The sequence below is a fragment of the Streptomyces sp. NPDC059679 genome (assembly GCF_042734105.1).
Taxonomy (GTDB): domain Bacteria; phylum Actinomycetota; class Actinomycetes; order Streptomycetales; family Streptomycetaceae; genus Streptomyces.
Genome location: NZ_JBHWES010000049.1, coordinates 1 through 19,534 on the forward strand (window position 1 = coordinate 1; position 19,534 = coordinate 19,534).

The 19,534-nt window shown below is 70.3% G+C and carries 18 protein-coding genes; 10 read left to right on the plus strand and 8 right to left on the minus strand.

The features are described 5' to 3' along the window. Nucleotides 1-154 precede the first annotated feature (154 nt). A complete protein-coding gene (locus tag ACFV2X_RS37410; RefSeq protein ID WP_385625646.1) occupies nucleotides 155-1,675 on the minus strand; it encodes an MDR family MFS transporter in 1,521 nt (506 codons plus the stop codon). 296 nt (nucleotides 1,676-1,971) lie between these two features. Here ACFV2X_RS37410 and ACFV2X_RS37415 point away from each other — a divergent pair, with 296 nt between their 5' ends. Further along, on the plus strand, nucleotides 1,972-2,571 hold the full coding sequence (locus tag ACFV2X_RS37415) for a TetR/AcrR family transcriptional regulator (RefSeq protein WP_385625513.1): 600 nt from the start codon (nucleotides 1,972-1,974) through the stop codon (nucleotides 2,569-2,571). Nucleotides 2,572-2,629: 58 nt separating this feature from the next. On the opposite strand, the gene ACFV2X_RS37420 is transcribed toward ACFV2X_RS37415, so the two are convergent. Further along, a complete protein-coding gene (locus tag ACFV2X_RS37420; RefSeq protein ID WP_385625515.1) occupies nucleotides 2,630-3,523 on the minus strand; it encodes a M23 family metallopeptidase in 894 nt (297 codons plus the stop codon). Nucleotides 3,524-3,997: 474 nt separating this feature from the next. Here ACFV2X_RS37420 and ACFV2X_RS37425 point away from each other — a divergent pair, with 474 nt between their 5' ends. The 3 genes from ACFV2X_RS37425 to ACFV2X_RS37435 all read left to right on the plus strand — a co-directional run bounded on the left by ACFV2X_RS37425 (nucleotide 3,998) and on the right by ACFV2X_RS37435 (nucleotide 8,642). Next, nucleotides 3,998-7,141, plus strand: a complete 3,144-nt coding sequence (locus ACFV2X_RS37425; RefSeq protein WP_385625517.1) for an NACHT domain-containing protein — start codon at nucleotides 3,998-4,000, stop codon at nucleotides 7,139-7,141. A gap of 29 nt (nucleotides 7,142-7,170) precedes the next feature. After that, nucleotides 7,171-8,061: a GNAT family N-acetyltransferase gene (locus tag ACFV2X_RS37430; protein WP_385625519.1), complete on the plus strand. Its 891-nt coding sequence runs from the start codon at nucleotides 7,171-7,173 to the stop codon at nucleotides 8,059-8,061. A gap of 101 nt (nucleotides 8,062-8,162) precedes the next feature. Next, nucleotides 8,163-8,642, plus strand: a complete 480-nt coding sequence (locus ACFV2X_RS37435; RefSeq protein ID WP_385625520.1) for an aldo/keto reductase — start codon at nucleotides 8,163-8,165, stop codon at nucleotides 8,640-8,642. Here the strand turns inward: ACFV2X_RS37435 and ACFV2X_RS37440 are convergent. Beyond that, nucleotides 8,639-10,492, minus strand: a complete 1,854-nt coding sequence (locus ACFV2X_RS37440; protein ID WP_385625522.1) for a hypothetical protein — start codon at nucleotides 10,490-10,492, stop codon at nucleotides 8,639-8,641. The two genes, ACFV2X_RS37435 and ACFV2X_RS37440, sit on opposite strands and share 4 nt — an antisense overlap. A gap of 224 nt (nucleotides 10,493-10,716) precedes the next feature. Between ACFV2X_RS37440 and ACFV2X_RS37445 the strand changes: the two genes are divergently transcribed. The 3 genes from ACFV2X_RS37445 (at nucleotide 10,717) to ACFV2X_RS37455 (ending at nucleotide 14,005) form a co-directional block, all read left to right on the plus strand. Beyond that, nucleotides 10,717-11,193, plus strand: a complete 477-nt coding sequence (locus ACFV2X_RS37445; protein ID WP_385625524.1) for an aldo/keto reductase — start codon at nucleotides 10,717-10,719, stop codon at nucleotides 11,191-11,193. A 329-nt stretch (nucleotides 11,194-11,522) separates the two neighbouring features. Further along, complete coding sequence (locus ACFV2X_RS37450; RefSeq protein WP_385625526.1) at nucleotides 11,523-11,708, plus strand: hypothetical protein; 186 nt, start codon at nucleotides 11,523-11,525, stop codon at nucleotides 11,706-11,708. After that, on the plus strand, nucleotides 11,705-14,005 hold the full coding sequence (locus ACFV2X_RS37455) for a tetratricopeptide repeat protein (RefSeq protein ID WP_385625528.1): 2,301 nt from the start codon (nucleotides 11,705-11,707) through the stop codon (nucleotides 14,003-14,005). The genes ACFV2X_RS37450 and ACFV2X_RS37455 overlap by 4 nt, the downstream gene beginning before the upstream one ends. A gap of 7 nt (nucleotides 14,006-14,012) precedes the next feature. Here ACFV2X_RS37455 and ACFV2X_RS37460 read toward each other — a convergent pair whose 3' ends face one another. After that, a complete protein-coding gene (locus tag ACFV2X_RS37460) occupies nucleotides 14,013-14,240 on the minus strand; it encodes a hypothetical protein (RefSeq protein WP_385625529.1) in 228 nt (75 codons plus the stop codon). Then, nucleotides 14,237-14,701 carry an ATP-binding protein gene (locus tag ACFV2X_RS37465; RefSeq protein WP_385625531.1) on the minus strand — a complete coding sequence of 155 codons (465 nt, stop codon included), beginning with the start codon at nucleotides 14,699-14,701 and terminating at the stop codon, nucleotides 14,237-14,239. The genes ACFV2X_RS37460 and ACFV2X_RS37465 overlap by 4 nt, the downstream gene beginning before the upstream one ends. Nucleotides 14,702-14,881: 180 nt before the next feature. On the opposite strand from ACFV2X_RS37465, the gene ACFV2X_RS37470 reads away from it, so the two are divergent. Both ACFV2X_RS37470 and ACFV2X_RS37475 read left to right on the plus strand, forming a co-directional pair. After that, nucleotides 14,882-15,769, plus strand: a complete 888-nt coding sequence (locus tag ACFV2X_RS37470) for a helix-turn-helix domain-containing protein (RefSeq protein WP_385625533.1) — start codon at nucleotides 14,882-14,884, stop codon at nucleotides 15,767-15,769. Nucleotides 15,770-15,780: 11 nt separating this feature from the next. Further along, the gene (locus tag ACFV2X_RS37475) at nucleotides 15,781-15,975 is read left to right on the plus strand and encodes a DUF397 domain-containing protein (RefSeq protein WP_385625535.1); all 195 of its coding nucleotides are present in this window, start codon (nucleotides 15,781-15,783) and stop codon (nucleotides 15,973-15,975) included. Between the two features lie 57 nt (nucleotides 15,976-16,032). Here ACFV2X_RS37475 and ACFV2X_RS37480 read toward each other — a convergent pair whose 3' ends face one another. Beyond that, a complete protein-coding gene (locus ACFV2X_RS37480) occupies nucleotides 16,033-16,422 on the minus strand; it encodes a peptidase inhibitor family I36 protein (protein ID WP_385625537.1) in 390 nt (129 codons plus the stop codon). Between the two features lie 149 nt (nucleotides 16,423-16,571). Beyond that, nucleotides 16,572-17,423, minus strand: a complete 852-nt coding sequence (locus ACFV2X_RS37485) for a helix-turn-helix transcriptional regulator (protein ID WP_385625539.1) — start codon at nucleotides 17,421-17,423, stop codon at nucleotides 16,572-16,574. 87 nt (nucleotides 17,424-17,510) lie between these two features. Between ACFV2X_RS37485 and ACFV2X_RS37490 the strand changes: the two genes are divergently transcribed. Then, the gene (locus tag ACFV2X_RS37490; protein WP_385625541.1) at nucleotides 17,511-18,383 is read left to right on the plus strand and encodes an SDR family NAD(P)-dependent oxidoreductase; all 873 of its coding nucleotides are present in this window, start codon (nucleotides 17,511-17,513) and stop codon (nucleotides 18,381-18,383) included. 42 nt (nucleotides 18,384-18,425) lie between these two features. On the opposite strand, the gene ACFV2X_RS37495 is transcribed toward ACFV2X_RS37490, so the two are convergent. Continuing rightward, the gene (locus ACFV2X_RS37495; RefSeq protein WP_385625543.1) at nucleotides 18,426-19,451 is read right to left on the minus strand and encodes a zinc-binding dehydrogenase; all 1,026 of its coding nucleotides are present in this window, start codon (nucleotides 19,449-19,451) and stop codon (nucleotides 18,426-18,428) included. Nucleotides 19,452-19,534: the final 83 nt, after the last annotated feature.

Here is a 19,534-nt window from a genome sequence, read left to right on the forward strand (position 1 = left end):
GGGGGGGGGGGGCGGCGCCCCCCCCCCCACCACCGGGCCCGTCCCCCGTCACGGGGGGGGGGGCCCTCCCCCACCGGGGGGGGGGGGGGGGGGCCCCCCCCCCCCCCCCCCGCCTCACGCTTGTCCATCGTGTGTCCGTCCGGCCGGCGCCGGATCAGACCGCTTCGACCACCGGTATCTGGTCGGCCGGGGCCTGCTCCTCGCCCTTGGGCTTGGGCCCGGACCCGCGCAGCGGGACCTCTTTGATGAACCAGGCCGCGAGGAAGCCGACGACCGCGATCACCGCGCCCCACAGGAAGACCTGGTGCGCTCCGTTCGCGACCGCGTGGGTGTACGCGTCCCTGATGTCCGGGGGCAGCTTCTTGAGCCTCGACGGGTCGAGGTTGGCGCCGCCGGAGGTGACCGCCGCGCCCTTCTCGCCGACCCGGTCGATCATCGTGTCCTTCACCTGGTTGGTGAAGAGCGCGCCGAGGATGGCGACGCCGAAGGAGCCGCCGAGGGTGCGGAAGAGGGTGGCGGAGGAGGAGCCGACGCCCATGTCCTTCATCTCGACGCTGTTCTGCGCGATGAGCATGGAGGTCTGCATCAGGAAGCCCATGCCGGCGCCGAGCACCGCCATGTAGATGCCCGAGGTCAGGCGGGTGGTGCCGGTGTCCATGAGGGCCAGCAGGAACATGCCCACCACCATCAGGCCGCCGCCGAGGATCGGGAAGATCCGGTACTTGCCGGTCTGGGTGGTGACCCGGCCCGCGATCAGCGAGACGACCAGCATGCCCAGCAGCATCGGGAGCAGCAGCAGGCCGGAGTTGGTGGCCGAGGCGCCCTGGACGGTCTGCTGGAAGAGCGGCAGGAAGGTCATCGACCCGAACATCACAAAGCCGGTGAGGAAGCCGATCACCGTGATGAGCGAGAAGTTGCCGTTACGGAATATGTGCAGCGGCAGCACGGGCTCGGCGACCTGCCGCTCGACGGCCACGAAGGCGATGAGCGCGGCGATCCCCAGCGCGCCGAGACCGATGATCTGGGCCGAGCCCCACGCGTACTCGTTCCCGCCCCAGGTCGTGATCAGCACGAGCGAGGTGATGCCTATGGTGAGCAGCCCCGCGCCGATGTAGTCGATCCGTGCCTGCGCGCGCTTCTTCGGCAGGTGCAGCACCGCGGTGATCGCGGCCAGGGCGATCACGCCGAGGGGGACGTTGATGTAGAAGATCCAGCGCCATCCGAGGTGGTCGGTGAGGGTGCCGCCGACCAGCGGTCCGCCGATCATGGCCACGGCCATGACACCGGCCATCATGCCCTGGTACCGGCCGCGCTCCCGGGGCGGGACCAGGTCGCCGATGATCGCCATCACACCGACCATCAGACCGCCCGCGCCCAGGCCCTGAAGGGCCCGGAAGCCGATCAGCTGCCCCATGTCCTGGGCCGCGCCGGACAGGGCCGAACCGGCCAGGAAGACCACGATGGACGTAAGGAACATGCCCTTGCGTCCATACATGTCGCCGAGCTTTCCCCAGATGGGGGTGGAGGCGGCGGTCGCCAGGGTGTACGCGGTGACCACCCAGGAGAGGTGTTCGAGCCCGCCGAGATCGCCGACGATGGTCGGCATCGCGGTGCCGACGATCATGTTGTCGAGCATCGCGAGCAGCATGGCGATCATCAGCGCGAAGATCACCACACCCGTGGAGCGGGGCTTACGGCCGGACGCGGCCTCGGCGCCGGGCTGCGCGCCCTCCCCGCCGGACTGCGGGGCCTCCGCGCTGGGCTGCGGTGACACGGATGACGCTCCGCCTCCGGACTGTTTCTGGGACATTCTCTCCACTTCCCCCCTGGGGTGCGGCCAATTGCTGCGACCGGCTACTTACTTGCCGCCCGGCTAGTTGAGTACAGTGGAGAAGGTACGGCGTCTACTAGCCGGGCGTCAAGTAAGTTCTGTTCGGCCGCGTACGGCCCCCACGACCACAGGAGAGCACCATGGGCAACACACCGCAGGCGCGCCGGGGCGACACCCGGCAGCGCATCCAGGACGTGGCCTTGGAGCTCTTCGCCGAGCAGGGCTACGAGAAGACCTCGCTACGCGAGATCGCCGAGCGGCTCGAGGTCACCAAGGCCGCGCTGTACTACCACTTCAAGACCAAGGAAGACATCCTCATCAGCCTGTTCCAGGACCTGGCCCGGCCGCTGGACGAACTGCTCGCCTGGGGCCGCCAGCAGCCCCGCACCCTGGAGACCAAGCAGGAGTTGATGCGCCGCTACAGCGTGGCCCTCGAAAGCGCCCTCCCGCTGTTCCGGTTCATGCAGCAGAACCAGGCCGCCATGAGCCATCTGCGGCCCGGCGAAACCCTCAAGGACCGGATGATCGCCCTGAGCGACCTGCTGAGGGACCCCAGCGCGCCGCTGACCGACCAGGTCCGCAGCCTCAGCGCGATCTTCGTCATGCATACGTCCCAGTTCGCCATGCAGCACCTCGACGCCGACCCCGAGGAAAAGCAGAAGGCCGCCCTCGAAGTCGCCCTCGATCTGCTGGCGCAGGCGCACCCGCAGGAGAGGCCCGGCACCCCGGACGCGGCCTGATACGGGGCCCGCCCCACCTCGGGCCCCGTCCGAAAACACATCAGGTCAGTTCAGTGCGTCAGACCTTGACGCCGTGCGAGCGCAGGAAGGCCAGCGGCTCGATGGCCGAGCCGTAGTTCGGCGTCGTACGGATCTCGAAGTGCAGGTGCGGACCGGTCGTGTTGCCGGTGTTCCCGGAGAGGCCTATCTCCTGACCGGTGCCCACGGTCTGGCCCACCGACACCTTCACCAGCGACAGGTGCGCGTACTGCGAGTACGTGTTGTCGGCGTGCTTGATGACGATGGCGTTGCCGTACGCCGGGCCGTCACCGGCGCCGTTGCCGCCGGCCTTGACCACCACGCCACCGTGGACGGCGCGCACCGAGGTGCCGGACGGCACGACGAAGTCCTGCCCGCTGTGGTTGTGCGCCCACAGGTTGCCGGCGAGCCCGAAGGAAGCGCCGATCTGGTACGAGGCGACCGGCGTCACCCAGGAGGCGGCCTTGGCCTCGGCGGCCTTCTTGGCGGCCTCGGCAGCCTTCTGGCGGGCCTCGGCGGCCTGCCGCGCCTTCGCCGCGGCCTCCGCCGCCGCCTTCTTCTCCGCGGCCTTCTTCGCGGCGGCCTGCTCCGCGGCCTTCTTCTTCGCCGCGGCCTCCTTGGCGGCCTTCTCGGCCGCCGCCTTCGCCTTCTCGGCCGCCGCCTTCTTCGCGGCCGCCTTCTCGGCGTCGATCGCCTTCTGCAGGGCGTCCGCCTGCGCCTGCACCGACTTGCTCAGGTCACTGGCCGGAGCCACCGACAGCACACCGTTGCCCTGTGCCGCGTCCGCGGCGAACGCGCCGCCCGCCCCCAGCGCCAGCGAGGCCCCCATGCCCGCGGCCAGCACGGCGGCGCGGGTACGCAGAACGGACTTGCTCGCCTTACGGGATTTGAGGCGCCGGGATTCGAGGTGCCGGGATTTGGCGTTCGGGGACATAGGGGGACTACCTCCGGAAAGATGAGTGAGTCCCGGCCGGGGACCGGAACGGACGTTCTTTCGTATCCCGACCCGGCCATGAGGCCAACCCGCATCACTACTAATCCGCGCCGTACGAAAAGCGGTCGCAGCCACAATTCACCCACGGCTCCGATCCCGCCCCGATATTCGCGATCAGGCACCCCGGAATCCGGATCACCAACCTCCGATCATGGGGCCCACCTGGCACAATGAGCGATTGGGAGGCCACCCACGGAAACTCACCCCACGCTTACGACCGCACGTGCGCCCCACAGTCGAAGGCATTCACTAATTTCCGTAGTAGAGCCCCGGCGCCCTGTGTGCGATATCACCGCGCCATAAGATCACCGATCATCGATCCCGGGCATCCCCGGGCATTCGATGTCCGTTTCGGGACCAAAGACCATACGGTCCTGTACGCTGTCCGCACCAAACCATCGGGGGGATGGGAACGTGGATCCCGCAACCATCGGCGCTCGCCTCACCTCGGCCGTCGTCACGCCGCTGATCAAGAAGCTCTTCGTGCAGGAGGCGCCGGGGGCCGGTCTGGCCGACAAGCCGGTCCGCGTCTCGGGGCTCGTCTCGTTCAAGGGCGAGAAGCGCACCCTGACGGAGAAGAACCTCCACAAGATCGCCGCCCAACTGGTCGAGCGCGCGGTGCAGTCGGCAGGACAGGGCGAGCGGCCGATCCCCGCGGACGAGGACGAGGTGCTGGCCGACGCCCTGGCCCATACCCTCCACGCGCTGGGCGATCTGGCCATGGACGACGTCCAGGCCGTCCACCTCGGCCCGGAGCGGCTGGCCAAGGACCTCCGGCAGGCCGCCGGCCGCCCCGACGACCAGCTCTCCCTGGCCGCCTCCCGCCTCTACAACCTCCTCCTGCACACCGCCTGCCTGCACATCCTGCACTTCTTCACCCAGCGCTCGACCTTTGTCCCCCGCACCCTGGTCGAACAGAGCGGCCGGCTGACCGATCTCATCACCAAGATCGACATCCTGATCGAGCGGATCCCCTCCCAGTCGGCAGAGGACGCGGGCTTCGAAAAGGACTACGCCGACTTCGTACAGAAGAAGCACGGGACGCTGACCATCGTCGGCATCGACCTCAGCCACGCGGAGGCCAGTTGGCCCCTGGATGCGGCGTATCTCAGCCTTGAGGCGATCGCCCCGGCGCGCGACCGGGTCGCGACGGCGCTCGCTGCGGAGGTCGCCCGCATCACAGCCAAGGAGGCGGCTGCCCTCCGCAGCTTCACGGAGGTCGCCGCCCCCAGCTCCACGGAGGTCATAGCTCACTTCGAAGAGCTCGTCAAAGAAGTCGCCGCCGAGGCCCCCATCCCCGCCGACCAGGCGCTGTCCGGCCACAGCCGGGTGCTGCTGCGCGGCGTCGCGGGCTCGGGCAAGACCACCCTCGTCCAGTGGCTCGCCGTCTGCGCCGCCCGCCAGGAGCCGCCACGCGGCATGGAGCAACTGATCGGCCGCGTCCCCTTCGTCCTGCCCCTGCGCACCATCGCCCGCCAGGACACCCTCCCCACCCCCGACCGCTTCCTCGCCGCCGTCCACAACCCCCGGCACGGCGCCCAGCCCGACGGCTGGGCCGACCGCGTTCTGAGCGCCGGGCGCGGGCTGCTGCTCATCGACGGCATCGACGAGATCCCCGAGCGCGACCGGGAGCGCACCCGCGTCTGGCTGAGCGATCTGCTCCTCGCCTTCCCCGACAACCTCTGGCTGGTCACCTCCCGCCCCTCCGCCGTCGCCGACAACTGGCTGGAGACCGAAGGCTTCGCCGAGTTCGCCCTGGCCCCCATGAGCCACGACGACCTCGGCGCCTTCATCGACCGCTGGCACGACGCCGCCCGCGCGACCTGCCGTACGGACGAGGACCGCACCGCCCTCGACGGCTACCAGTCGGCCCTGCACACCGCCGTACGCACCAAACCGGACCTCGGACTCCTCGCCACCAACCCCCTGATGTGCGGCCTGATCTGCGCCCTGCACCGGGCCCGCCGCGGCTATCTGCCGCCCGGCCGCAAGGGGCTGTACGACGCGGCGCTGTCCATGCTGCTCGCCCGGCGCGACACCGAGCGCCATATCTACGCCCCCGGAGACGTCCAGCTCGACGAGGAGCCGCAGGTCCAGCTCCTCCAGCGGCTCGCGTACTACCTCATCCGCAACGGCGAGGCGGAGCTCGACCGCGCCCAGGCGGTGCGCATCATCGACGACGCGCTCCCCTCCGTCCCCGCAGCCGCCGCGCTCGGCGACGCCCCACGCATCCTGAGCCACCTGCTGCTGCGCAGCGGTCTGCTCCGCGAACCGTCCGTCGGCACGATGGACTTCGTCCATCGCACCTTTCAGGACTTCCTCGGGGCGAAGGCGGCCGTGGAGGAGGAAGACTTCGGGATGCTCGTCGGACACGCCACCGACGCCCAGTGGGAGGACGTCATCCGCATGTCGGTCGCCCACGCCCGCCCACGGGAACGGGCGAAGATCCTCACTAAGCTGCTGTCGCAGGCGCAGAAGGACCCCGACTCGGCCCTCCGCATCTACCTGCTCGCCCTGGCCTGCCTGGAACACGCGCCCGACCTGGACCCCAAGGTGCGCGACGAGGTCACCCAGCTCGCCGGTGGCCTCATCCCGCCCGACACCCCGGGGCAAGCCCGCAACCTCGCCATGGTGGGACCCCTCGTCCTGGAGCTTCTGCCGCCACCGGCCGAACTCACCGACGATCAGGCGGCTTACCACTGTGTGGTCACCGCCTCCTACATCGGCACCGATGCGGCCATCCTCTATCTGTCCCAGTTCGCCGACCACCCCGCGCTGCTCGTCCGCTCACAACTCACGGCGAGCTGGGGCAGGTTCGACACCGAGCGCTACTTCACCGAGGTGATCGCCCGTCTCGACCCGGACGACCTGTACTTCGTGGCCGAGACACAGGAACACCTGCGTCTGCTCGACAGCATGGGTGGCGTGTCCAAACTCCTGCTGCGTGGCGACTTCACCGAGGACGAGCTGCGCACCAACCACTCCCTCACCCAGGTCACCCATCTGAGGCTGGACCGAAACGATGTCGTCGCCGACCTGAGCGCCCTGAGCCATCTGTCGGATCTGCACACCCTGGTGCTGACCAGCTGTCCCATGGCCCAGGACCTGACGCCGCTGTCCGCGCTGTCGCTCCAAAGCCTCGACTTCGCCCCATACCTGGGTCCGTCCGGGAACACGTTCCCCAGCGGCCTGGACACCCTGCCAACGCTGAGGCATCTGAAGATCAACCTGGAGTCCCCCACCATCCCGCCGCACGGCTTCCCGGCCCACCTCACCTGGCTCGACCTGCACGTCTACCTTCGGGACCTGCCCACCACCTGGATCGCCGAGGCATTCCCCGACCTCCGCCATCTGGGCATCACCTTCCGCATCGGCCAGGAGCCGGGCCGAGTCGATCTGGCCCCTCTCGCCGGTCTGTCCTCCCTTGAGGCCGTCTCCGTCGCCCGTGCGGAGCTCACCGGCGCCGAAGCACTCACTGGCGTCACGGTCACGGCGCTCGACGGCGTACCACGACGTACGGGCCTCCCGGCCGACCCCGCGGGGGCGGCTGAGGACTGACCCCACAGTTCTCTGACTAGAGTCAGAGAATGGATGTGGCACAGATCGAACAGGTGCGGCGGTTCAACCGCACCGTCACCGAACGCGTGGGCGTGCTCCACGACCACTACCTGGGCCGCGACCGGCCCGTCGGCGAGGCCCGGCTGCTCTGGGAGATCGGCGAGCAGGGCCAGGACGTACGGCGGCTGCGCGAACGCCTCGGGCTCGACTCGGGGTACGTCAGCCGACTGCTGCGCTCCCTGGAGAGCGACGGCCTGGTGATGCTGGAGCCGCACCCGGAGGACAGAAGGGTGCGCACTGTCCGGCTCACCGACGCGGGCCGCGCGGAGCGCGCCACGCTCGACCGCCGCAGCGACGAGCTGGCCGGCTCCCTGCTGGAACCCCTCAACGCCGCCCAGCGCACCCGGCTGGTGGCGGCCATGGCCGAGGTCGACCGGCTGCTGACCGCCGCGACGGTCACCGTGGACGCGGCCGACCCGGACCACCCCGACGCCCAGCACTGCCTGCGTTCGTACGCCACCGAGCTGCAGGAGCGCTTCGAGACCGGCTTCGACCCCGCGCGCAGCCTGCTGCCCGACGCGGGCGAACTCCGTCCCCCGCACGGCCTGTTCCTGATCGCCCGGCTGCACGGCGAACCCGTCGGCTGCGCCGGACTGAAGCTGCCGCCCAGCGCCCCGGCCGAGATCAAACGCATGTGGGTCGCGCCCCACACGCGCGGCCTCGGCCTGGCCCGCCGGTTCCTCGCCGAACTGGAGGTACGGGCCGCCGAGCACGGCCGCGACGTACTGCGCCTGGACACCAACAAGGCGCTCGACGCGGCGATCGGCCTGTACCACTCCTTCGGCTTCGAGGAGGTGGCGGCCTTCAATAACGAGCCGTACGCGCACCACTGGTTCGAGAAGCGAATCACCAAGGACTAGGAACGTACGTGCAACCGGCTTGCCTTCGAGCCCAGTTCGATTGCCAAGCTGCCCGGCACGCAATGCATCTCTCTGCACACTCGCCGGGTAAGGACCGCGCTGTGCCTGATGTGAACTTCGCGCTGGGAACCATGGGGTTCGGTACGAAGGTCGACGCCGCTACGTCGCTGAACCTGCTCGACCGGTTCGCGGGCGTCGGCGGGACGCTCGTCGACACCGCCAACTGCTACGCCTTCTGGACCGACCCGAGCGGTCGCGGCGGGCACAGCGAGGAGGTCATCGGGCAGTGGCTGGCCCGCCGCCCCTCCCTGCGCGACCAGATGTACCTGAGCACCAAGGCGGGCGCCCAACCCGTCGGCCCCGGCAACTGGCCGGCCAACCGCGAGGGCCTGTCGGCGTCAGCGCTCAAGGCGGCCGCCGCCGAGGGCAGCCTGCGCCGACTCGGCACCGACCGAATCGACCTGTACTGGGCCCACATGGAGGACCGCACGGTCTCTCTGGCGGAGTCCGCGGAAGGCTTCGGCGCGCTGGTGGCCGAGGGCGTCGTGGGGCAGCTGGGATGCTCCAACCACCGTTCCTAAGGTGATTGGCCAATATTGGCCGTATCGGGCATACCGAACAGCTTGAGTTGCTGGTCATGGATGCTGGGCCCCCGAACGGTGTTGGGGCCGTGGGGCGGGTGCTTTCCGGGTGGGCGCGCTCGCGTCTGACGCACCACGGGGGTGCTGCGCGAGGTCCGTGCCGGAGCTGTCCGCTCCGTACGGTCTGAGGTGTGGTGACTCGACGCTGCGGGGGCGGTTGTCCCGGTGCGATCCTCCGGTCGCACGGCCCCTGTCTCAGCACGCCGCAAGGCGGCGGTGGCAGAGGTTTGGCGGGGTCCGTCATTCCTGCGTCGGGCCGTACAGCCCAGACCGCGTCTGCCGACGACCACCGCGGCGGCATGATGCCCGCTCACGGCGGTGGCCGAGCCGGTAGAAGTCTGCCCCTTCAAGGGGTTCAGCCAGTGCTGGGCGCCCCATCTACTCGTGTACGCCGGGTCGACCGCGATCACGGAGAGTCCGGCGTGGTGGGCCATCCCGGACAGGCGGTCACGGAACTTGGCCGTCGGGATCCCCGCCACCATGCGGCGCAAAGCCCTGCCGCGCCGCCCACGGCCCAGCTTCTCCCGCCCGGTGGCGCGGGCGTCAGCGAAGTCCAGGTTCTCGATCACCAACGCCGCACACTCATGCCGCTGGGCGAGGTGCAGGAGCTGGGAGATTGCCTCGCGCAAGCGTGCGTCGCGGGTGGTGGCCGGCAGTCCGGACAGTTCCAGAGGCATCGCGTGGGGAGCGCCGACGGGGTTGCCGCAAGGGTCCAGGACCCAGGCGGCCAGGTGATCGGCGTTCACATCCACAGCGAGCACCGAATGCCGGCGCAGCGTCTCAAGGGCCGGGGCAGGGGCCGTCTGGCCCTTATCCGTCTGGCCCTTGGCTGTGGTGGACCAGGAGGCATCCAGGTACCAGCGCCCGCGGGCCGGGTCGTAGGTGATGTCGTAGCGGACCGAGGCGCCCGAGGCGATCCGGTCCGCCCACTGCGCGCCCCGGTGGCTGAAGTGCGCCGCCGCATCCAGCACATAACGCCCGCGCGGGGCGTTGGCGTACACCTGGCGCAGGGGACCGGGCAGCACCATCGCGATCGTGCCCTCGGCGGGGTCGATGCCGATGGTGTAGTTCCCGAACGGCGCACCCGCCTCACCGTCCGCGGTGAGGAACATCCGCCGCGCCGACCACTGCGTGTCCCACCCCGCCAACCGGGTCTGCCAGTCCGCCTCGGTCAGCGGCTTCGGCGCGCCGGCGCTGTCGTAGAGGTGGTGGCGGGCGTCGAGCAGCCCGCGCCCGCCACGGGTGACCCGCACCCGGCCGCCCGCCCGCTCCCGCACCGCCTGGCGCAGGTCTCCCTGCAGGATCTGCAGGCGCCACTGTTTCGACCGTCGCTCGGCGCCATCGGCATACCCGCGCACCACCTGGCGCCCGTGCTGCTCGCGGGTGCCGGGTGTGACGGAGAGGCGGGCGGTGATCGTGGCGATCGCCCGGCGCAGCGATCCGATGTGGGCATCAAGTGCCCGGCGTGCCAGCTGGTACTGGTTCTCGCTGGTGCGGGTGATGGATCCTGCCCAGCGGGAAGAGGACTGCGCGGTCAGCGCCTTCTTCCGCGCGGCCCGCTGGTTGAAGGCCGGGGACACGTTGCCGATCCGCACCCGAGCTGCCAGATCCGCACCCGCCAGAGCGCCCAGGTGGGTGCCCGCCGCGCGAAGGACCTCCTCGTCGGCGGGCGAGAGGTGCAGCCGGGTGCGGATGCGGCACCCGGAGGGCGGGGCGACCACGAACGGGACGGACAGCGCACGGTAGGGGCGCTGCTCCCGCCCCTTCGCTCCCCGCGCCCGCTTGCCCATCGCCTTGCACCCCCACCCACCCGTGATGATCTCGACGAACCGAAGCTAACCCCCGCCCCACTCCCCGGGAAGCACATGACAGCGATTGGCGAACAACTGATCCCATCTGTACAGGAAGGGCCGAAGATGACCGCCGGCTAGATCATTCGCCGCCGACCACAACACCCTGACCCGTCCGAAATGGCCGACGCCGGCCTACACATCCGGAAACTGCTTCCAACCCGGTGTGGCGGGTAGAGCGGGCCCGGCAGATCGCCACGGCCAACGGCTGGGCCGGATACACCGCGCTCCAGCTGCGCCACTCCTACCTCCAGCCGCGCCCCGGCGCGCCGGTGCCCGACCAGTCCCACCGGTTCGGCTGGGTCACCGACGAGGTCGTCGACTACGTCGACAGCGAACCGGACCTGTCCCTGTGGGTGTACACCGCCCTGCTGAACGGCTCCTACGCCCGCCCGGACCGCCCCCTCCGCGCCGCCTACGACCACCCCGGCACCACCCAGCGGCTGGCGGCCCTGGACAAGGTGGCCGGGGAACTCGGGGTCAGCCGCAACCAGGTCGTCCTGGCCTGGCTGATCGGCGGAAGCCCGGCCGCCACCCCGATCGTCGGCGTCAGCACCCCGGAACAGCTCGACGAAGCACTCGCCGGAGCCCGCCTGCGGCTGCCCGCCGAACACCGCCGCCTCCTCGACGAGACCGCCTGACAGCCGCCCCCCGGCACCCCACGGCCGCCGTATCGTAAAGACGGTTGACGGGGACGGGTTGATGGGGACAGGGGGGCGGAATGGAGCCGCAGATCGCGGACCTCGCGCGGACGGCAGGGTCCACCGTGGTGACTCTGATGGCCACCGACGCATGGCAGCGAGCCCGGGAGCGGATCGTCGCGTTATGACGCCGGGCCCAGCCGGACCGCGCCGACGGGATCGACGGCGAGCTCGAGACCACGCGCGACGACCTGCTGGCCGCGCGTGACGCGGACGACTCGGAGGACGAGGAGACCCGGCGCGAGCTCAGCGAGGAATGGGCGGGCCGTATGCGGCGGTTCCTCGCCGCGCATCCGGAGGTCGTCGAGGAGTTGCGCCGGATCCTGGACGAGTTGAGCCCGGCCCTGCCGGGCAACGATCAGGCGATGAACACCACCATTCATATGCGGGCCGAGGCCTCCGGCAGCGGCAGGGTCTACCAGGCGGGCCGCGACCAGCACATCACCGAGCGGTGAGCGGCCCGCCTCCCCCGTACGCGGAAGGCCGAGCCTCCGGGCACGGGCGGGTCTTCCAGTCGGCCGGCGACCAGCACATCAGCGAACACCATCACCACTACGCGCCCGGCGCCTCTCTGTTCGCTGGGGCGCCGACCCCGGGGCTCGGCGGCCCGGACTCCGTACGCGTCCCCCTGGTCGGCCGTGCCCCGGCCGTCCTGCGGGACCGGGCGGAGCTGATGCGGCGATTACGTACGGCGGTGGGTGGCGACAGCGGACAGATCCACGTACTGCACGGCATGGGCGGCTGCGGCAAAACGGCGGTGGCGCACGCTGTGTTCACGGAGTCCGCGCGCGACGGGGCTCGGGTCGGGTTCTGGGTCAACGCCTCCGAGCGGCTGTCCCTGCGCGCGGGCATGCTGGCCGTCGCGGCCGACCGGGGCGCGGGCCCCGGCGAGTTGGCCGCCGCGCACAGCGGTCAGCGCGCCGCCGCGGACCTCGTCTGGCACCACCTGGACCACTCCGCCGAACCCTGGCTCCTGGTGATCGACAACGCCGACGACCCGGCGATCCTGGAGGAGGGCGGCTGGCTGCGCGCCAGCCCGCGCGGCACGGTCCTGGTCACCACCCGCTACGCCACCTCGCGCGCCTGGCGGGGCGCGGTCCTGCACCCCGTCGGGGTGCTCCCCACCGAGGACGCGGCCCAGGTCCTGTGCGACCTCGCGCCCCACGCGGGCACCCCGGCGGCGGCCGAACAGGTCGCCCTCCGCCTCGGCTGCCTCCCGCTCGCCCTGACCCTCGCGGGTTCCTACCTGCACCACCAGCTACTGGAGTCCTGGTCCATGGACGAGTACCGAAACCGCCTCGAAGCCGACCCGACCGGCCTCATCGACCAGGGCGCGGCCCTGGATTCCGGCCGCCCCGAGTCCCGCCACCTGGTCAGCCGCACCTGGCAGCTGTCCCTGGACGCGCTGGTCGACCAGGGTCTGCCCGAGGCCACGACGCTGCTGCGGCTGCTGTCCTGCTGGAGCCCGGACCCGCTGCCGCTCGCGGTTCTGTCCCCGGCGTCGCTGGGCGGGACGGGCCTGCTCGACGCCGCCCGTGTCGAACCGGCGTTGCGCGGGCTGCTCGACCACTCCCTGGCCGCGATCGTCTCCGCGCCGGGCGGTACGGATGGGGAGCAGCCGGTGCGCTGCGTCCAGGTGCACGGCGTACTCCTGGACAGCGTCGCCTCGGGCACTCCTGCCGAACAGCGCCCAGCCCTGACGGAGGCGGCGGTCAGGCTGTTGGAGGCGGCGCTTCCGGCGGATGGCGGGGACGGGGTCGGGGGCGGGTTTGTTGCGCTGCTTGTGCCGCATGCGGTGCGGCTGCTGCGCGAGGGAGACGTTAGGACGGCGGAACGGGTGGTGGGGTTGGCCGTACGCCTCGCTGAACGCGTCCATGAGACCGGTGACTACGCCGCCGCCCTGGCCCTGGCCCAGGAGGCCGCGGGGGCGGCGGAACGGATGCTCGGCGCTGAGCACCGGCTGACGTTGAGCGCGCTGCAGCGCGCGGGGCGCTCGTTGTTCCGGCTCGGTCGCATCGCGGAGTCGGAGGAGGTGCACAGCCAGGTGCTGCGCGTCCGCGAACGCGTCCTGGGGCCTGACCACCCCGACACGCTTGAGTCGTGTCACGGGCTCCAGCAGCCGCTCTTCAGGTTGGGGCGGCGGGCTGAGGCGCTGTCCTTGCTGCGTCGCGCGGCGGAGGGGCTGCGGAGCGCTTTGGGGGTGGAGCATCCCAGGGCGCTGCGCAGCCGGGCGATGCTGATCGAGGAACTCGCCACATCTGGCGAGTACGAGGAGTTCGCACAAGTGTCGCCCGAGACGGTCGACGACTGCGAGCGGCACCTTGGCGCCGATCACCCCACGACGCTATCCGCCCGTCACGCATACGCCTTCGGCGTCGCTCGACTGGGCGCCCCGGAAGAAGCAGAGCCGCTTACGCGCCGAGTTCTGGCGGATCGGGAACGCGTGCAGGGGCCTACCCACCCCATGACGCTGGGCGTTGTCGTTCTGCTCAGCCAGGTGGTCGCAGGGCGCGAGCGTTGGGAGGAAGCGGTTGAGCTGACCCGCCGGGCCATCTCCGGACGCGAGCAGGCTCTCGCAGCTGAGAGCCCCCTTCTCGTGGAGAACTACAGCCAGGTGGCCGACTATCTTGCTCGCGCGGGGCGGACGGCAGAGGCCGAAAGCGCGGCGCGAGCAGCCCTTCCGCTGTGCGAACGCGTCCTCGGCCCCAATCACCCTGAAACGCTGCGCGTTCGGCGGGTTCTAGGGTGCTGAGCGCGCTCTAGCCCCTTCGTCCTAACCGAACTTGCTCGGCCTTCAACAGCCGCTGGTAGTCCGCGAGCACGCGCAGCATCGCGAAGCCGGTCCCCAAGGGAACCGTCCCGACGACCAACAGCGGCCGCTGCGGGTCCCGAAGGTCCGCACGTATGTCGGGAAGCCACACGCCCAGCGCGGCGAACTCGTCCCGAACGATGTCGGCGACCCGCTCACCGGGGGCCTGGGCGTTCACGCCTTGGCCCCCGGCGGGAGGCTGAGCTCGAACCACACGGCCTTGCCCGTGCCGTCGAGTTGTTCGTCGACCGTCAGGCCGCACACGTCCGAGAGCGCGGTGACCAGAAACAAGCCGCGCCCATGCGTGTCGTCGTTCGCCGCGCGACGGGGCGACGGCAACGCGGGGCCATCATCGTGAACCGCGACCCGCACGCGGGTGCACTCGATGGTGGCGGCGAGCCGCACGTCTCCCTTGCCGTGCTGATGCGCATTGGTCACCAGCTCTGATGTGCACAACGCCGCCGTGTCGGCGAGTTGGCCCAGCCCGGAGGCCACGAGCAGGTTGCGTACGAAGTCTCGGCACAGTCTGGGCGCGATGGGGATGCCGGGGGCGGACAAGGTGTAGTGGTGCGGAAGTTGCTCGGTTCCGCCGATGGAATTCCCGGGGGCGGCCGCGCCCGGCTCTGCATGTACTCCCATGAGACGCCTCCGTGGCGTTCCGTAGGTGAGGGTTGAGGCGGCCCCGCACAGCTCCGCTGTGTGACTGTCGCCACACATACAGTAGAGGCAAGGAGTGACAAGTTCAACTTATTCGCGCGAACGAATGGACCGACCCGTCACTCGACGGCAGACTGTGAACCACACGCTGAGGAGAGACCGTTGGCACTGCGTACCAATCCCACCGAACGGCAACGCCGACTCGCTGCGGAGCTGCGAAGGTTGCGCGAGCAAGCAGGGCTGACGCTGAATGAGGCCGGAGCCCTCATCGGCATGGGGCGCGTGCACCTGACCCACATCGAGGGCGGTCGCACGGCGATCTCGACGGAACGGCTGCGCCGACTATGCGAGTCGTACGGATGCACGAGTTCAACTTACATCGAGGCGCTTGTCACCCTTTCGGAGGACAAGGGCAAGGGCTGGTGGAGCGCGTACAAGGGCAAGCTCACACCTTCCGCGTTGGACTTGGCCGAGCTCGAGTCGAAGGCGAACGAACTCCACTCATACGAGTCGCTGTTCATCCCTGGCCTCTTCCAGACGGAGGACTACACGGCCTCCATCTTTCACGCTGACGACGAGGTCAACACGCTCGACCACATCGAGACCGCGGTTGGCTTCCGCATGCAGCGTCAAACAGTCCTCACTGGGGAGAGTCCGCCGGAGATCCACGCCGTAATCCACGAAGCAGCGCTGCACATGCGCTTTGGCGGGCAAGCGGTGATGCGTAAGCAACTACTGCGCCTCATCGAGTTGGCGGATCTGCCGCACGTAAGCATTCAGGTGCTTCCCTTCTCCGCCGGAGGCGTGTCCACCTTGAGCACGCCCTTCTTCATCCTCACCTCCCATGGCAGCTCACTTGAGACCGTGCTGATCGAAACCCCTGCGCAGTCCCTGTATCTGCACGATGGAGACTCAGTCACGAAGTACCGGCGGCAGTTCGATCGACTGCGCTCGGCAGCCTTGCCCGCCGTAGACACCCAGGTCACCCCGGTCACACACGACTCACGAGACTCCCTGGGTCTGATCCAGTACGTCCTCTACACCCTCTAGAAAGGGCAAACATGTCGCTGCTCAACTGGCGGAAGTCCACGTTCAGCGAGAACCAGGCCAACTGCGTGGAGCTCGCCACCGCCCACGACGGCATACACATGCGGGAGAGCGACGAGCCCGACACCGTACTCCGTACCACCCCCGCCACCCTGCGACGCTTCATACGGGCCGTGAAGGCCGGCGGGCTCGACCGGACACACAGCTGAGCGGGAGGGGGCGCGGCAGTCGCGCCCCCTCCCGCTCAGGAAAGCCGACCGTCCGCGTTACTGCGGCTTGAAGGACCGGATCTGGTAGCTGCCTTGCAGGTTGCCGCCCGCGCCGGCGGACGTGGAGCCGACGCGGGAGTGGTAGTTGGTCTGGGTGTAGTACTGCTTCCGCTGCCCCGTTCCGTTCCACACAGAGCGGACGTTCTGACCGTTCCGAATGAAGGAACAGTCGTCGGCGGTGTTCGCCTTGCTGGGCTGCGACCACTGACATCGGGTGCCGCCGCCGTCCCAGTCGCTGTAGATGCAGAAGTACCCCGGGGAGCAGCTGTAGGCCGCCGGGCGGGCCGGGGCCGTGGGGGCCGTGGGGGCGGCGGTCGCGGAGGACGCGGCGCCGAGGGCCGCTACCAACGCGGCCGAGGCGATGGCGAATGAGCGAGCACGAAGCATGACAAGGGCTCCTTCCATACGCGGGTGCCGCGACCGGGCACACCGAGCGCCCGGCGCGGAGCACATGACACTCACCGCAGTGTGCTCGCGTCGCCCAGGCACATTGCCGGAGTCCTGGTGGAGCACCACTGGAGGGCAGAGCCCAGCAGTCAGCGGGCCACATCCATCCGCTGGGTGCCGATGACCGACAGCAGCCGCAGCGCCTCCTCGGAGGGCGAGCCGGGGTCGGCGGTGTAGATGACGACCTGCTGGTCCTGGCCGGTGATGGCGAGGACGTCGCAATTGACGGTGACCGGGCCGACCAGCGGGTGCTGGAAGGTCTTGCACAGCGTGGGCTCGGCGCACACATCATGGGAGGCCCAGAGCCGGGCGAACTCCGGGCTCCCGGCGAGGAGTTCGCCCACCAGCTCGGTCACCTCGGGGTCGTCGGGGTAGCGCGCGGCGGTGGCACGCAGCCGCTGGGCCGAGTTGCGGGCGAACGCGTCCGCGTCGGACACCCCGTACAGCCGCTGCCCGTCCCGGTGCGGCCCGAGGAAGACGCGGCGCACGAGGTTGCGGTCGCGCCGTGGCAGGGCGGAGAAGTCCTCCATGAGGGCGGCCGCCAGATCGTTCCAGGCGAGCACTTCGAACGTCGCGGACATCACCGTCGCGGCGGCCTGCGGCAGCCGGTGCAGCAGGTCGAGGATGCTCTGCCGCACCTCGCGCGAGGGCCCGGGCAAGGGGCCGGGCGGCGCGCCGGCGAGGTGGTGGAGGTGGTCGCGCTCGGCGTCCGTGAGGCGCAGGGCGCGGGCGAGTCCGGCCAGGACCTCGCGGGACGGTCGCGGGGCGCGGGCCTGCTCCAGCCGGGCGTAGTACTCGGTCGAGATGAACGCCAGCTGCGCCACCTCCTCGCGGCGCAGCCCCGGAGTGCGGCGCCGCGGTCCGGCGGGCAGCCCTACGTCGGCGGGGGTGATCCGCTCACGCCTGCTGCGCAGGAAGTCCGCCAGTTGTCGTCTGTCCACACCTCCAGTGTGGGCGGATGTCGCGGCGCCTATCCAGGTACCGCCGGTGCCTGGATAGCCGATACGGCCGGACGCAGGCTCGCCGCCATGGACAACACGCTGGACAACACACCCGACACCGGCACACCCGACACCAGCACACCCGACACCAGCACACCCCACACCAGCACACCCCACACCGAAACATCCGCCCCCGCGGCCCTGGGCCTGCTGGCCGGCAAGGTCGCGTTCATCACCGGCGCCGGGCGCGGCATCGGCGCCGCCGCGGCGCGGCTGTTCGCCCGGGAAGGCGCCCGGGTGCTGCTCGCGGCCCGTACGGAGGCCCAGCTCAAGGCGGTGACCGAGGAGGTCGGGGCGGCGGGCGGCACCGCGGACTACGTGGTGTGCGACCTGGCCGACCCGGCCAGTGTCCGGGCCGCCGTGGAGCGCGCCGTGGACTTGTACGGCCGCCTCGACGTCGCCTTCAACAACGGCGGGACGTTCGTACCGCCGGGCCCCATGGACCAGGTCAGCGAGGCCGACTTCGACTACGTATACGCCGTGAACCTCAAGGGCCCGTGGCTGGCCATGGCCGCCGAGGTCGACGCCATCCGGGCCACCGCGGGGACGGGCGCCATCGTCAACAACTCCAGCGTCGGCAGTCTGAGGGGCAACCCCGAGCTGCCCGCGTACGGCGCGATGAAGCGGGGGCTCAACAGCCTCACCGAGTCGGCCGCCGTCACCTACGGCCCGGAAGGCATCCGCGTCAACGCGATCGCCCCCGGCGGCACGGCGACCCAGATGATCCGCACCTGGGAAGCCGAATCGCCCGGTCTCCTCGAACGCATCACCGCACGGACCCCGCTGCGCCGCCAGGCCGACCCCGACGAAGTCGCCCAGGCCGCCGCCTGGCTGCTCAGCGACCGCGCCTCGTACGTAACCGGCGCGGTCCTGCCGGTCGACGGTGGCGCGCGGGCCTGAGTGGTCCGTTCCGGGAGTCCTTCGGGGGTTGAGCACGCGACTTCATGAGGCGGTGAGGACGATCTTGCCCGTGGTCTCCCGGCGTTCCAGAGCGGCGTGTACGTCGGCGGCCTTTGCGAGCGGGTGGTGTGCGGCGATGCTGGGCTCGATCCCGCCCGTGCGGGCCAGGGCGAGCAGCCGCGCCAGGCCGGTGCGGTACCAGTCGCGGTTCGCGTTCAGCTCCTTGGGGAGCATGCACAAGGCGGTCCGTCGACCGGGTCGCATGTTCATCAGCTTGACCCGGGCGGCGCCGCGGACGGTGTCGCCGATCATGTGGCCCGGGCGGCCGGCGAAGGCGTAGCTGACCAGCACGCCGCCCGGGGCGAGAATGCGGTAGCTCTTGGCGAGGTTGGCGCCGCCGATGTGGTCGAACACCGCTTGTATTCCGTGGGGTTCACGTTCGCGGATGACGGTCTCGAAGTCCTGGCGCCGATAGTCGACGTGCTCGACGCCGTACCGGGCCAGTCGCTCTGCGCTGCCTGGGGCGGAGGCGGTGCCGTACATCCGCAGCCCGCTGCGGCGGCCGAGCTGGCTGAGCGCCTGGCCGACTCCGCCCCCGGCCCCCTGGATCAGGACGGTGCCGCCGCGGGCCACCCGAGCGTGCGTCTCCAGCACGCTCAGCGCCGTGAGGTAGTCCAGCGGCACCGCCGCCGCGAGGTGCGGGTCCAGTCCGTCGGGGAGCGGCACCAGCAGCCAGTCCGGGAGCACGGCGTATTCGGTGTAGGCCCCCATCCTGGGCAGGGCGGCAGCCACCAGCGTGCCTGGCGCCAAGCCCTCGCCGTGGGTGTCGACCACCTCGCCGACCAGTTCGTAGCCCGGGCTGAACGGCACCTTGCGCTGCAGGAGGTACTCGCCGGCCCGGGCCATCAGGTCGGTGAACCCCACGCCCGCGGCGAGCACCTTCACCCGCGTGTGCCCCGGGGGTGGGGCGGCGACAGTCGTCTCGACCTCGCGCAGCTCCTCGACGCCGCCGAACCGTTCCACGACGATCCGCCGGCTGGGGATCGCCTCGTATTCCTGGGATGCCATAGCTCTTGTGTCCTCCGTGTCGGGGCGACGCCGGCGACGATCAATGTCACGCCGTTCAATGTCGTGTCATTAGATTACACGAC

What these genes read in the sequence shown, in the direction of transcription:
- ACFV2X_RS37415 (WP_385625513.1), top strand. Translation starts at nt 1,972, where the DNA reads ATGGGCAACACACCGCAGGCGCGCCGGGGCGACACCCGGCAGCGCATC.
- ACFV2X_RS37420 (WP_385625515.1), bottom strand. Translation starts at nt 3,523, where the DNA reads ATGTCCCCGAACGCCAAATCCCGGCACCTCGAATCCCGGCGCCTCAAA.
- ACFV2X_RS37430 (WP_385625519.1), top strand. Translation starts at nt 7,171, where the DNA reads ATGGATGTGGCACAGATCGAACAGGTGCGGCGGTTCAACCGCACCGTC.
- ACFV2X_RS37440 (WP_385625522.1), bottom strand. Translation starts at nt 10,492, where the DNA reads ATGGGCAAGCGGGCGCGGGGAGCGAAGGGGCGGGAGCAGCGCCCCTAC.
- ACFV2X_RS37450 (WP_385625526.1), top strand. Translation starts at nt 11,523, where the DNA reads ATGCGGCGGTTCCTCGCCGCGCATCCGGAGGTCGTCGAGGAGTTGCGC.
- ACFV2X_RS37465 (WP_385625531.1), bottom strand. Translation starts at nt 14,701, where the DNA reads ATGGGAGTACATGCAGAGCCGGGCGCGGCCGCCCCCGGGAATTCCATC.
- ACFV2X_RS37475 (WP_385625535.1), top strand. Translation starts at nt 15,781, where the DNA reads ATGTCGCTGCTCAACTGGCGGAAGTCCACGTTCAGCGAGAACCAGGCC.
- ACFV2X_RS37480 (WP_385625537.1), bottom strand. Translation starts at nt 16,422, where the DNA reads ATGCTTCGTGCTCGCTCATTCGCCATCGCCTCGGCCGCGTTGGTAGCG.
- ACFV2X_RS37490 (WP_385625541.1), top strand. Translation starts at nt 17,511, where the DNA reads ATGGACAACACGCTGGACAACACACCCGACACCGGCACACCCGACACC.
- ACFV2X_RS37495 (WP_385625543.1), bottom strand. Translation starts at nt 19,451, where the DNA reads ATGGCATCCCAGGAATACGAGGCGATCCCCAGCCGGCGGATCGTCGTG.